Origin of the sequence: Pontibacter korlensis, assembly GCF_000973725.1 — a bacterium.
Taxonomy (GTDB): domain Bacteria; phylum Bacteroidota; class Bacteroidia; order Cytophagales; family Hymenobacteraceae; genus Pontibacter; species Pontibacter korlensis.
Genome location: NZ_CP009621.1, coordinates 3,903,819 through 3,916,914, shown reverse-complemented (window position 1 = coordinate 3,916,914; position 13,096 = coordinate 3,903,819). Strand labels below are relative to the sequence as shown.

The 13,096-nt window shown below is 46.2% G+C and carries 10 protein-coding genes and 1 other RNA gene; 8 read left to right on the top strand and 3 right to left on the bottom strand.

Going from position 1 to position 13,096, the window contains the following annotated elements; translation table 11 throughout:
* Positions 1–133: 133 nt before the first annotated feature.
* The 6 genes from PKOR_RS16830 (at position 134) to ligA (ending at position 8,351) form a co-directional block, all read left to right on the top strand.
* Positions 134–1,915, top strand: coding sequence for a tetratricopeptide repeat protein (locus PKOR_RS16830; RefSeq protein ID WP_046312292.1), 1,782 nt, complete (start codon positions 134–136; stop codon positions 1,913–1,915).
* A gap of 86 nt (positions 1,916–2,001) precedes the next feature.
* On the top strand, positions 2,002–2,985 hold the full coding sequence (locus tag PKOR_RS16825) for a pyruvate dehydrogenase complex E1 component subunit beta (RefSeq protein ID WP_046312290.1): 984 nt from the start codon (positions 2,002–2,004) through the stop codon (positions 2,983–2,985).
* A gap of 661 nt (positions 2,986–3,646) precedes the next feature.
* Positions 3,647–4,483, top strand: coding sequence for a DUF2279 domain-containing protein (locus PKOR_RS16820; protein ID WP_052739146.1), 837 nt, complete (start codon positions 3,647–3,649; stop codon positions 4,481–4,483).
* Between the two features lie 98 nt (positions 4,484–4,581).
* On the top strand, positions 4,582–5,532 hold the full coding sequence (locus PKOR_RS16815) for a Smr/MutS family protein (RefSeq protein WP_046312284.1): 951 nt from the start codon (positions 4,582–4,584) through the stop codon (positions 5,530–5,532).
* 136 nt (positions 5,533–5,668) lie between these two features.
* Positions 5,669–6,059: RNase P RNA component class A (gene rnpB, locus PKOR_RS23910), an RNA gene on the top strand.
* A gap of 282 nt (positions 6,060–6,341) precedes the next feature.
* A complete protein-coding gene (gene ligA, locus PKOR_RS16810) occupies positions 6,342–8,351 on the top strand; it encodes an NAD-dependent DNA ligase LigA (RefSeq protein ID WP_046312280.1) in 2,010 nt (669 codons plus the stop codon).
* A 435-nt stretch (positions 8,352–8,786) separates the two neighbouring features.
* Here the strand turns inward: ligA and PKOR_RS16805 are convergent, their stop codons facing one another.
* Both PKOR_RS16805 and PKOR_RS16800 read right to left on the bottom strand, forming a co-directional pair.
* Positions 8,787–9,566 carry an ABC transporter permease gene (locus tag PKOR_RS16805; RefSeq protein WP_158453791.1) on the bottom strand — a complete coding sequence of 260 codons (780 nt, stop codon included), beginning with the start codon at positions 9,564–9,566 and terminating at the stop codon, positions 8,787–8,789.
* Positions 9,567–9,584: 18 nt separating this feature from the next.
* The gene (locus PKOR_RS16800; RefSeq protein WP_046312275.1) at positions 9,585–10,520 is read right to left on the bottom strand and encodes an ABC transporter ATP-binding protein; all 936 of its coding nucleotides are present in this window, start codon (positions 10,518–10,520) and stop codon (positions 9,585–9,587) included.
* Between the two features lie 333 nt (positions 10,521–10,853).
* Here PKOR_RS16800 and PKOR_RS16795 point away from each other — a divergent pair, with 333 nt between their 5' ends.
* Positions 10,854–11,873, top strand: a complete 1,020-nt coding sequence (locus tag PKOR_RS16795; RefSeq protein WP_046312273.1) for a sensor histidine kinase — start codon at positions 10,854–10,856, stop codon at positions 11,871–11,873.
* Positions 11,874–11,877: 4 nt separating this feature from the next.
* A complete protein-coding gene (locus PKOR_RS16790; protein WP_046312272.1) occupies positions 11,878–12,612 on the top strand; it encodes a LytR/AlgR family response regulator transcription factor in 735 nt (244 codons plus the stop codon).
* A 90-nt stretch (positions 12,613–12,702) separates the two neighbouring features.
* Here PKOR_RS16790 and PKOR_RS16785 read toward each other — a convergent pair whose 3' ends face one another.
* A complete protein-coding gene (locus PKOR_RS16785) occupies positions 12,703–12,894 on the bottom strand; it encodes a cold-shock protein (RefSeq protein ID WP_046312270.1) in 192 nt (63 codons plus the stop codon).
* Positions 12,895–13,096: the final 202 nt, after the last annotated feature.

The window sequence follows — 13,096 nt, the reverse complement described above, 5'->3', positions numbered from 1 at the left end:
ATTTAAATTCTAAATTATACTTTGTTCAATAAACATCAAAAAATAAATCTGACGCCCGAACGAGTATACCTATAAACGCAAAGTTATTCAATGTGGTGTACCATACATTTACGGCGAGCGAAAAAAACAGGACATGCAACAGTACAAAAAAAACAGAAATCTAATCCTTCTCCTTAGTCTTGGCCTAGGCATTGCCAGCTCCGGCTGTACCTTACAGCGTATGGTAAATACGGCAGAAAAGTATCAGCAGGTTACTGTTGAGCCTTCTCCGCTGGTAACTAATGGCGAACGTGTAGACTTTGAGTTGAAAGCACAGGTACCCGAGAAACTGATTCGTGACAAAGAAGTGTACAAACTGGATGTATACTACGAGTACGGCAATGAGAAGCGCGAAAATATCGGCACCTACAACTTTGAGTTTGGAGAATTTCTGTACGAAGACAAAAAGCCAACCATTATCAAGCAACTATCTTTTCCTTATCAGCCAGAGAAATCCATCGGTCGCCTGATGGTGCAAGGCCGAGCTATAGATAAGGAAGACAGAGACGTTGCCTATACAGATCCAAAGCAGGTAGCTACTGGTCTCAACACTACTCCCCTGCTGCTAGTGCGAAGCAATGAGTTTACGTTTGTGCAGGACAAGTATAGCACAAACGCTGACAGTATAGGAAAGCTGGTTTTCTATTTTGAGCTTGGGCAAACCGCACTGGATGACCTTGCGGAGCCAAAACTGCAGGTACTAGACCAGTACGTCCTAGATAATGTGCCGTCACAGGAGATAAAAATCGTTGGCATGCGCGCACCTGGAGAATCTGGTACTGGTTTGGCAAAAAAACGGGCTCAGACGCTGGAACAGTACTATCGTAAGAAGCTGAAAACGCTGGATTACGCTAATAAAAAAGTAACAATCACCACAGAGGCACAGGAAAACACGCTGGAGGCCCTGCAGCAGAAAGTAGAAAGTACAGCTCTTGCGAAGGCACAGAAGCAGGAGGTACTGGCTATACTTCAGAGCGATCAAAAGGAGCAGGAGAAGCTTCAGGCATTGCAGCAAACAGAAGCTTACGAATACCTTCAAAAGTACGTATTCCCTGGCCTCCGTGCAGCGCAGGTGGAGTTTAACTATAACCGTAGCCGCAAGGCTGATTATGAGTTATACCTGCTTGCTCAGCGTGTAGCCAACGAACAGGTAGATGCTGATGCCCTTACAGAGGAAGAGCTGCAGCATGCTGCCACCCTCACTCCGCTTCTGGCCGAAAAGCGCAAACTGTATGAGGCAGCTGTAAAAACTACAGACAAATGGCCTGCTTACTACAACTTGGGCGTGGTTTACAAACAGATGGCTGAGAAAGACTATCGCCCTGCCGCCAAAAAGGCCCTGCTCGAAAAAGCTGTACATAACCTAACCTATGCCGGCTACCGAAACCCAACAGCCGAAGTATACTACAGCCTTGCCAGCGCCTACCACCAACTGGGCAAGTACAACGAAGCCCTTGAGTATTATGAATACGCCCTTACCTTGGGTGGCGAAGAAGAAATGCTTAAGGCTATTTTTGCAGACAAGGCAGCATTGGAGATAGAAACGGGTAGCTATGACGAAGCCATTGCCAGCCTGCGCTACGCAGGTGATAGCTATCAGACAAATATGAACCTCGGCCTAAGCTATTTGCTGAAGGAAAACTATGAGGGAGCTCAGGAGTTTTACCAAAAAGCACTGGAACTAAAGCAGAATGACCCGTTGGCGTGGTATAGCCTGGCTCTGGTTGGAGCACGCACACAAAACGAGCAGATGTTGGAAGAAAACCTGCGACGTGCTGTACGTGCCGATAAGCGCTTCACACAAAAGGCCATTAACGATATTGAATTTGAGGCCTATCGAAACAAAGCGGCTTATAAAGATGCCCTTATACGATAGTATAATCGGCAAAAACGCTCCGGCACCTTGTAAATTCATAGAGTTATCTTAATTTTACCGACTGAACCGAGAATATAAGATCTGAAATGCGAAGTATACAGTTTAGAGAAGCCCTCCGCGAAGCTATATCGGAGGAAATGCGCCGCGATAAGAGCGTGTTTCTTATGGGCGAAGAAGTAGCCGAGTACAACGGAGCTTACAAAGTGAGCCAAGGCATGCTGGATGAGTTTGGTCCGGAGCGTGTTATTGATACTCCTATTGCCGAGCTTGGCTTTGCCGGTATCGGTGTTGGTGCCGCCATGAATGGCCTGCGCCCTATCATTGAGTTTATGACCTTCAACTTCTCGTTGGTGGCCATCGACCAGGTAATCAACTCTGCTGCCAAGGTGATGTCTATGTCAGGTGGCCAGTACGGTGCCCCAATGGTTTTCCGTGGACCAACTGGTAGCGCTGGTATGCTGTCTTCGCAGCACTCACAGAACTTTGAGAACTGGTATGCAAATACTCCAGGTCTTAAAGTAGTCGTTCCATCAAACCCTTACGATGCCAAAGGTCTTCTTAAGACTGCCATCCGCGATAACGATCCGGTTATCTTCATGGAGTCTGAGCAGATGTATGGCGACAAAGGTGAAGTGCCAGAGGAAGAGTACACCATTCCGATTGGCGTAGCCGACATCAAGCGCGAAGGTTCTGATGTAACTATCGTTTCTTTTGGCAAGATGATGAAAGTAGCACTTGCTGCTGCCGAAGAACTGGCTAAAGATGGTATCAGCGCTGAAGTAATCGACCTGCGCACTGTTCGCCCTATCGACTATAAGACGTTGGTTAACTCAGTTAGAAAAACGAATCGTATGGTAGTAGTTGAGGAGGCTTGGCCACTTGCTTCTATCTCTGCAGAGATCGCTTACCACATTCAGAGCAACGCCTTTGATTACATGGATGCACCAGTTAAGCGTGTTACCTGCCGCGACGTTCCTCTTCCTTATGCTCCAACGCTTATCGAGGCTTCACTGCCAAACGTTGAGCGTACAGTTGAGGCTGTTAAAGCCGTTATGTACAAGAAAGCATAGGTAAATTTGCTTCAGAATATACTCAAGCGGCGGAGCTATCAAGCTTCGCCGCTTTTGTTTCTCCCCTAATGAGAATCAGCATACGCAGGATTTTCTACATCCCCGCGAGCATCCACAACGCTTACTCCTCAGAGCTTCACTCATTACCTTTTACCCCTCGTTCTTGATAGTTAAGGAGGGGAAACTATAACTGCGACCTCTAAAGTATAAATTTCATAGCAGCGGGTACTTATGCATGAAGTTTTTGCGCTCTAGCATGAGCTCTTCAGGTGTACCCATCCCTAACTCCTCCGAGGAGGGGAGTTTTGTTTAAGCTCCGTCAGCCTTAGCTATCCGAACCAGATCCCAGTCCTTGGGCTGAGCGCACCACAAGCTGAGGTGGAACGAACTGGTAGTAATGCCATCGATCAGCAGTGGTTAACAAGTATAGCTTGTGTCAGGTCGAAGAAAATAGGTATAAAACTACAACCACTAATGTACGTGGCTACGGCAAGGTAGGAAAAGGTAATTTCAGAGCATATAGCATCAAGCTGTGATGTCTAGAAAAGGGCAGGTTCAACAGCACAAGGCAGAAAAATAAAATCTCCTATCTTTGCTCTACATGCGCCACCGAATTATTTTTTACCTCCTGCCCTTGCTGCTGTGCTTGCCCCAGCTAAGTATGGCACAAGCTCCGGTTGACACTTCCTCTGTAAATAAGAAGCGGTTGCTGGTATTAGGCTCTACTTTTACCGCAGGATATGCTACCATGCTTGTAACGCTAAACAAAGCTTGGTATACTGATGAGCGCACAAACTTTCATTGGTTCAACGATAACCATGAGTGGAAGCAGATGGATAAAGCAGGGCATTTCTGGAGCGCCTTCCATCAAAGCCGGGCGGGCATTGATATGTTGCGCTGGGCAGGCCTACCTGAGAAAAAGGCTGTGCTGTATGGAGGCCTTACTGGCATACTACTACAAACACCAATCGAAATATTTGACGGGTACCAGGCTGACTATGGCGCCTCAGTTGGCGATTTAGTGGCTAACACTGTAGGTGCTGCAGCAGTAACTGCTCAGGAGCTGGCCTGGCAGGAAGTGCGCATTATGCCTAAATTTTCCTTCCAGACCACCAACTATGCCCGTATGCGGCCAAATGTATTAGGGAGCAATCTTGGAGAGCGGGCTTTGAAGGACTACAATGGTCAAACGTATTGGCTATCTGTTAATGTAAGTTCTTTCTTAAAGGAAGAAAGTAAATACCCAAAGTGGCTGAATATTGCTGCTGGCTATGGAGCTCAAGAGATGGTGTATAACGACCCTGAGGCTAATGCAGCAGCAGGCTTGGAGGCATATCGCCAGTATTACCTCAGTCCCGACCTGAACCTGATGCACTTCAAAGGCAAGAGCAAAGTATGGAACACAGCCCTCTATGTGCTCAGCATCATAAAAATACCTGCTCCAGCTTTAGAGTATAACCGAAAGGATGGAGTTAAACTGCACCCGCTATACTTCTAAAGCGCCTCCCCTGCCTAAAGATTCGTATCTTTGCTATAGAAGATTGCAAAGCCTTTTTATAGCTCAGCAATCATAAATCATACTTAAAGAACAACTATATGAACGTAGGAGACCGTGTGCGCCTGATGTCTGGCCGTGAGGAAGGCATTATTACGCGCATCCTGGAAAATAACCTTATAGAAGTAGCCATTGACAACGATTTCACCATTCCTGTAGCCAGACGCGAAGTGGTGGTGATTGCTGCCGAAGAGCAAAAGTACATGCGCCAGGAGGACACGCTGCAGCCTGCAAAAAGAAAGGAGCCTGTTGCACCTGTTCTTGCTGCACAAGGTATTTACCTGGCATTAGTGCATCAGTCGGAAGAGCTGCTCGCGGTTACTGTGGTAAACAATTCTGACTATGACGTACTATTTACCAGCGGCGAGGAGCGCGAGAAGAATTACCGTGGCCTGCAGAATGATAAACTGGCTCCTAAAGGTACCCGCGTTATCACGCACTACCACCTGAAGGAATTTGAGAAATGGCCAAACCTGCTTATCCAGTTCATTCAGCACCGTAACGGTAGCCCTACCATTTTTGAGCCAGTAGTAAAGCGAGTACAGTTTAAAGCCAGCTCCTTCTACAAAAGTAAGCGAACGGCACCTGTACTTAATAAAGAGGCATACTTGTTCCAACTCGATCAAAAGCCAGCGTCTGTGAATCCAGACAGAATCAAAGAGCAGTTGACTGAGGCCGTGGAAAAGAGCGAGAACTTTAAGCTGACTGCTCCGGAGCATGAGGTAGACCTTCATATTGAGAAACTGGTGGATGACCATACCGGTATGAGCAACAGCGCCATTATCAAAATTCAGCTGGAGCGTTTCCAGGATGCACTAGATAGGGCCATGGCTACCAACATGCACGAAATCGTATTCATACACGGAGCCGGCAACGGTGTGCTGCGCAAAGAGCTTCAAAAAATTCTAAGCCGCACACCAGGCATCAAGTACTTCGAAGATGCCCGCAAAGAAAAATTCGGCTACGGTGCTACACTGGTGAGACTGAAATAAGTTTAGTAGTTAGAGAGTTTAGGAGTTAGAGAGTCCTGAGTATTGCCACTCCCAAACGCTTTAACTCCTAAACTCTCTAACTAAACCGAACCTCCGGTTCAGGTTTTATGTTATCTTTGCAAAGAACAAAGTATCAACGGTAAGCCGTCTTATCGCTGCCCCTTTGGGGGGAGAGGAAAGTCCGGGCAACGCAGAGCATCCTACTTCCTAACAGGAAGGGTCTGTTTTGGAGACGAAACAGATACAGCCAGTGCCACAGAAAAGTACCGCCAGCCTTGTGCTGGTAAGGGTGAAAAGGTGCGGTAAGAGCGCACCAGCGGCTGGGTGACCAGTCCGGCTGGGTAAACCTTAGGAGTTGAAAGACCAAATAGGCTGACAGTGCCTCGCTTCGGTGAGGCTAAGGGCTGCTCGTCCGATGTCAGTGGGTAGGTCGATGGAGCCTGTGCGTGAGTGCAGGCCTAGATAAATGATAAGACGCACGCCTTCGGGCGTGGCGACAGAACCCGGCTTACAGGCTTGCCGTTGATGTTTTGTTTTTCCTTCCAGCTATAACGAATTTTCTCCATAGCTAAAGTGTAACCACAATTCTGGCTGAAGCTGTACCGGCACTTTGAAGTAGCTAGAACAGCATCAGGCTGCACTACCAACCTGAAAGCCCTCCTCAGGTAAATTACTAAGCAACATATCGAAGGCGTATTGTATATACTTTCTACAAAGTATTAAGCTTATTTAAGCAAACCTGTAGGCATACTTTCCTGTACTCTTTAGAATCTCTTTCCTATTTTTACAGGAAGTATAAACGACGAAGAATGGCAGCAGCACAAGACCCAGCCCTGGAGATACAGGAACTGACGCAGAGAATAAATCACCTGAATTACCAATATTACCAGAACAGCATTTCGGAAGTTTCAGACTATGAGTTCGACCAGATGCTGAAACGATTGGAGGCTCTGGAAGCCCAATACCCTGAGCTACGTCTTCCCCACTCTCCAACGCAGCGCGTGGGTGGTACTATCACTAAAAACTTTGACACAGTTTACCACAAGTGGCCGATGCTCTCACTTAGCAACACCTACTCTGAAGAAGAGCTGCGCGAATTTGATAAGCGTGTGCGCAAGGTGGTGGGTGATGAGGTGGAGTATGTGTGCGAGCAGAAGTTTGATGGAGTGGCCATCAGCTTGACCTACGAAAACGGAAAGTTTGTACAGGGCGCTACAAGAGGAGACGGTACACGCGGCGACAACATTACAGCCAATGTTCGCACCATTCACGACGTGCCACTGCAAGCACATGGAAAGGATTACCCAGACCTTTTCGAGGTACGCGGTGAAGTGTTTATGCCACTGCAGGTATTTGAGCAGCTAAACGCAGATCGCGAGGAAGCTGGCGAACAGCTGCTGGCAAACCCTCGCAACGCTACCTCTGGTACTTTAAAACAACAGGACTCTTCAGTAGTGGCAAGCCGTAAGCTAGGCTGCTTCTCCTACAGTTTCCATACAGACAACAGCCCATTCGATACACACTCTGAAAGCCTGCAAGCCATCCAGAAATGGGGCTTCAAGGTATCTGATACCTGGCGCAAGTGCAACAGCATTGAAGAGGTGATGGCCTATATTAACGAGTGGGAATCGAAACGCTTTGAACTGCCTATTGCTACGGACGGTGTGGTAGTGAAGGTAAATAGCTATGCCTTACAGGAGGAACTTGGCTTTACTGCCAAAAGTCCTCGCTGGGCAATAGCCTATAAATATGCTGCCATGAGTGCTGCTACCCAACTGCAGGGCATACAGTACCAGGTAGGCCGTACCGGAGCTGTTACACCGGTTGCTTTACTGGAACCTGTGCTGCTGGCTGGCACAGTAGTAAAACGAGCCTCCGTACATAACGCTAATGAGATACAGCGACTGGACCTGCGCCTGGGTGATACTGTATTTGTAGAAAAAGGCGGTGAAATCATCCCTAAGATTACGGGAGTAGATTTTGCAAAACGTCCTGCTGATAGCCTGCCTATTCTCTACCCTTCGCACTGCCCTGCCTGCAGAACTGAGCTGATACGCCCTGAAGGCGAGGTAAACTTCTACTGCCCTAACGAGAAAGGATGCGAACCTCAAATTCTGTCAAAACTGGAGCACTTTATTACTCGCAAAGCCATGAACGTGGATGAACTGGGTCCGAAAACGCTGGAGCAGCTATACCGTGTCGGCTTTGTACGTAATGCAGCTGACCTGTACGACCTGACTTTTGAGCAACTGGTGCAGTTGGAGCGCATGGGCGAGAAATCCGCCAACAACATACTCAGAAGCCTGGAGAAATCGAAAGAGACGCCTTATGACAGAGTACTTTTTGCCTTGGGGATCAGATTTGTGGGCAGCACGGTAGCTAAAAAGCTGGCAGAACAACTTCCTGACCTGGAAGCATTGCGTGGCGCAACTTACGAAGAACTAACCGCTATCAACGAGATTGGTGGGCGTATAGCTAATTCCATACTTGAGTACTTCCAGGACCCGGACCATGTACAGCTGGTAGAACGGTTAAAGGCAGCAGGCCTTAAATTTAAATCTGAAAATACGGCTCCGGACATACAGAGCGACAAATTGGAAGGGCAAACTTTCGTGATCTCCGGTGTATTCCAGAGCGTGAGCCGAGAAGAGCTACAGCAGCTTATCATCAGCCACGGTGGCAAGGTTGTTTCTTCTATCTCCAAAAAGCTGTCTTATCTGGTAGCCGGTGATAAGATGGGACCTTCCAAGCTGGAAAAGGCCGAGAAATTGGGCGTAAAACTGTTGTCTGAAGATGAATTTATGGCTATGATCAGCTAACCTGAACATATACATTCTTTTTCACCCGAAGAGCTATACTTTTGATGTAGCTCTTCGGGTGTTTTTTTACCTGACTCAGTCCAAGCGGCACAGTAACCTGCAAAGCCCTACTAACGCACAGGAATAGAAGGAATAGGTTAACCCAAATCTGATTCAGGTTAACCTATTCCTCTTGCCAATTTATAATCATGCTTGATCTTTAGGCATTAGATTAGGAAAGACTGATCACTTCATATAAACATTTACTTATGCTTATAATAGGTGCCACCACTTTATAAGTAGGCGGTATGCGTTTCCTTTCACCCGTAATTTTTACCGAACCATATACTTTCGAGCAATGCCTTTATGAATGTTTGAAATAGCTTCTCCACAAAAGTAAAGGGCAGCAATGCTAGGCAGTGCCGCCCAAAACCCAAACAAACAACAAACAAAACCTTATGAAATACACTTGCGGGAAACATCGAAGTACCCAAGTACAAATATCAGAATACCAGTACTTATGCTCAACATCACCTCCTGGCTAAACAGGTTTGTGATACCTCCATCAGAAGGAAAACTCTTGATGGCCATAAACGGGTAAGCGAATGGGTAATAAGGAATGTATTCCCACCGCATGGCCACCATAACGGTGATAATAGCCACGATGCCCACGCCCATACTTAAGGCAAAACTGCTCCAGCGCATGCTCAACCAAAACTGTAGAGCTATGATAACAAAGGTTGCCAGGAACAGCTTCAGTACGGCAATGAACACCACCTGTAGCCCCACCATACTGTCGAAGCCTAAGTCGGGACGCATGAGCGAGAGAAACAGGCCAGCCGCCAGATATCCTACTACAAAAACCAGGTTACTCAGCAGCACCAGCCCCAGCACCGTAGTAGCCTTGGCTGTATAAATCGTACTCTTAGGTAGCGGCAGGCTGTACAGGTGCTTCCAGCCGTTCGATTTGTGCTCTATACCATTAGTCAGGCTTGTCAGCAGCGCAATGAAAATAGGCATGAGCAGCAAAGTATAAAGTCCGAAATTCTGTATAGCAAACCGGTGCCAGGGGTTTACCCCATCCTTAATAAAGTACTCCCCTTTGGACCAGAAGACTAACACGTTCATGCTCAGGAGCGCACAAGGCGCAAGTATAGCCAGCCAAAGCGAAAAGGTATTCTTAAGCTTGAGCGACTCAGCACTTAAGCTGCTGCGGTAGTAGGTCAACGCGTTCATAACCATGCTTGCTTCAGTTTAAAGTACAGCAGAGGGCGTTGCCTCTCCTTTGGTCATGTTCAAAAACAGTTCTTCCAAGTTGTGTGTGTTCATACTCAGGCGGTACACTCCTATCCCATTATCAACTAATAGCCTGTTTAGTAAAGCCACCTGCTCCTTATCATGTACCTGAACTGCTAAAGCATCGGCCTCCTGTGGCAGCAATTCATACTGGTGGTCGGCCAGAAGCTTGTATGCTATGGAGTTATTGCTGGTCTCCAGTTGCAGTACATTACTTGTGAAAGCACCCTGGTAAAGGTGCTGCAAACTTCCCTGATAGAGCGTTCTTCCTCTATCAATTATAGCTAACTCAGTGGCACACTTCTCTATTTCGGAGAGCAAATGACTAGAGAGAAAAATCGTCTTCCCATGCTCATTATTCAGGCGAATGATCAACTCACGAACCTCTCTTATTCCACTAGGGTCCAACCCGTTAGTTGGCTCATCTAAAATAAGAAGTTCAGGATCTGATAGCAAGGCTAGTGCTATCCCCAAACGCTGGCTCATTCCCAGTGAGTACTCTTTTGTTTTCCGGTGTGCATCCTGCGTAAGTCCCACAATTTGCAGTACCTCTTCAACTCGGCTTTTTGGTGCCTGCACCATGCGCCTGTTCATCTCCAGGTTATCGTAACCTGACAGATGCCGGTAAAGCGTAGGCATTTCGATTAGTGTACCGGTTCGGCGCAGCACATCAATACGATGATCTTTCAAATCCTGCCCATGCACCATTACCTGCCCTTTAGGAACTGGTAAAAGACCAAGCAGAATACGAATCGTAGTAGACTTACCTGCACCATTAGGTCCCAGGAAGCCAAAGATGGTTCCCTGTGGCACTCGCAGCTCCAGGTTGTGCAGCACCTGTCGCTTGCCAAAGCTATAGCTCAGGCCATGGGTCTCAATTATATGCGGTTTCATAGTTAGTGGGTCAAACAGGCTCTCTACACAAAAGAGAAACTTATTTTAGTATCAAAAAAATAGAATATACCAATCCACAGAAACCATAGACTAAGGCTACTATGGGCTATAGCTAGACTTTATCTTGTAAAACAAACCATTGGTAGCCAGATAAAGCATTTTTGTATAGAGTTGATAGGGACAAAGGGCTGAATTCCATACTTTGTTTATCTTTATACTATCAAAAGGGACTTAAACAGAAACAGTAATTAGCTTCTGCCACAGCTGCCTTTGCCACTATTACCTATTCAGAAAAACTTGTCAAGAGCTAGCTTGGTTTTGCCTAAGGGTACAATGAGAAAACGTTACACTGTTACCATACATGTAGCTGTATGGGCACTGTTTGGTGCCTGGGTATTTTATTTTCTGTATGGAAACAGCGCCCTTTCCTTCGGCAAGGTAATGGACGTACTGATAGGAATGACGATCAACATCTTCATCTTTTACTTTAACTGGTATGTCTTAATTCCCAGATATCTAGCTCGTAACCACATCTTATTATATATAGCAGCTGTACTTACCACCCTCGTGGCCATTGCTGTTTTAAGGGCTCCGCTGGACTTTTACCTGTTCCGAGAGTTTAACCGTGAGATGATTTCGCTCTACAGTTCAGAGCGTATTATTCAATATATCATGGGAGGACTGGTGCTGATATTTATCTCATCGGCACTAAAAGTTACAGGCAACTATATTCGCAACGAGCGCCGCAACAAGGAGCTGGAAACACAGAAGCTTACTGCTGAACTTGCCTTCTTGAAGTCTCAGGTGAACCCACACTTTCTGTTTAACACGCTCAACAACATTTACTCGCTAGCCTATAAGCAGCACCCCGAGACACCAGATGCCATCATGAAGCTATCGCTTCTGATGCGGTATATGCTGTATGAAAGCAATGATGCTTTGGTAAGCCTTGAAAAAGAAGTGGATCATATCCATAATTTTATAGATTTGCAGAAGCTTCGCCTTCGTGAACAGACTAGTATAAAGTTTAATATACAGGGGAAGCTGGAGGGAAAGCAGATTGCTCCAATGCTACTAATGACGCTGGTAGAGAATGCGTTTAAGCATGGCTTGGTTAGCAAGAATGAGGTAGGAATTATTCTTAACCTCGTTGTTCAGGATGATGCCCTGCTCTTCAGCACGATTAACAACACCAGCCAGCATAAGAAGCGCGAGTTTGGGGGTATCGGGCTAGAGAACCTGAAGCGCCGCCTGAACCTGCTCTACGACAAACGCCATGAGCTAACTTTTGAGGAAAAAGAAGGCACCTTTTATGCCACGCTGAAACTATACTTTAAGCCTAAAACAAGATAAAACTATGACTATTCGCTGCCTTGCCGTTGATGATGAGCCGCTAGCCCTCGATATTATTGAGAGCTACGTGAGTAAACTGCCGTTTCTGAAACTAGTAAAGACCTGCTCCAGCGCCACAGAAGCGATGCAGGTCCTGCAGGAAGAGCAGATTGACCTGATGTTTCTGGATATTGAGATGCCGGAGCTGACAGGTATACAGTTTCTGAATATACTCAAGCACCAGCCACTCATCATCTTTACAACGGCATACCCTGATTATGCCTTGGAAGGCTTTAATCAGGATGCAGTCGATTACCTGCTCAAGCCTATCCCCTTCGACCGCTTCCTAAAGGCTGTTACGAAGGCGCAGGAAAGGCTACAGCGGCCAAACGGCAAGGCGACAGAGGCTCCTGCCCCACAGCCAGCACCTGTCGCCGAACATGACTTCATGTTTGTAAAGGCTGATTATAAAACGATCCGTGTTGACTTCAGAGACATCCTTTGGATAGAGGGGTTAAAGGATTACATCATTATCCAGACAAAAGAGCAAAAGATTATCACGCTGCTTTCAATGAACAAGATGATGGAGAAGCTTCCGGACACCAAGTTTTTGCGTGTTCACCGTTCCTTTATTGTCTCGCTGCAAAAGATCGACAGCATTGAGAAGAGCCGTATCCGTATTGGCACCAAAGAAATTCCGATAGGCGAAGTATACAAAGAGCAGTTCCTTAAATGGGTAGAAGAGAACAATATCCAGTAAGTATAAACCTGAATTGGGCAGCAGCTAAAAAGCAAAAAGCCTTACACACGTGTGTAAGGCTTTTTGTTGTCAATAACTAGTATCTTTATACTAAGCACGTTTTACGTTAACGGCGTTCAGTCCCTTTCTTCCTTCCTTCAGCTCAAAAGTTACTTCGTCATTTTCTTTGATCTCATCTACTAATCCAGTAACGTGCACAAAGTACTCCTGCTCTGAACTTTCGTCTTTAATGAAGCCAAATCCCTTCTCTCCATTAAAGAATTTTACTTTTCCTCTATTCATAATTTTTTCAATTGTACACCTAAGACGTTTAAAGAGGTAAAAGTGTTCAAATATTTTAGAAAAAAAATAAGTTTTTTATGTTTACCACCTGTACAGCAACTTTTTAAAGAAGAATATAGCAAACACTTATGCTTGTAAAGCACATGTAGATACGAGCTTCGCATGAAAACTAGCCTGCAGGTTTCAATAGTATAACAGGCTA

Coding starts and splice junctions, on each gene's coding strand:
- PKOR_RS16830 (WP_046312292.1), top strand. CDS start 134: ATGCAACAGTACAAAAAAAACAGAAATCTAATCCTTCTCCTTAGTCTT.
- PKOR_RS16825 (WP_046312290.1), top strand. CDS start 2,002: ATGCGAAGTATACAGTTTAGAGAAGCCCTCCGCGAAGCTATATCGGAG.
- PKOR_RS16820 (WP_052739146.1), top strand. CDS start 3,647: ATGGCACAAGCTCCGGTTGACACTTCCTCTGTAAATAAGAAGCGGTTG.
- PKOR_RS16815 (WP_046312284.1), top strand. CDS start 4,582: ATGAACGTAGGAGACCGTGTGCGCCTGATGTCTGGCCGTGAGGAAGGC.
- ligA (WP_046312280.1), top strand. CDS start 6,342: ATGGCAGCAGCACAAGACCCAGCCCTGGAGATACAGGAACTGACGCAG.
- PKOR_RS16805 (WP_158453791.1), bottom strand. CDS start 9,566: ATGAACGCGTTGACCTACTACCGCAGCAGCTTAAGTGCTGAGTCGCTC.
- PKOR_RS16800 (WP_046312275.1), bottom strand. CDS start 10,520: ATGAAACCGCATATAATTGAGACCCATGGCCTGAGCTATAGCTTTGGC.
- PKOR_RS16795 (WP_046312273.1), top strand. CDS start 10,854: ATGAGAAAACGTTACACTGTTACCATACATGTAGCTGTATGGGCACTG.
- PKOR_RS16790 (WP_046312272.1), top strand. CDS start 11,878: ATGACTATTCGCTGCCTTGCCGTTGATGATGAGCCGCTAGCCCTCGAT.
- PKOR_RS16785 (WP_046312270.1), bottom strand. CDS start 12,894: ATGAATAGAGGAAAAGTAAAATTCTTTAATGGAGAGAAGGGATTTGGC.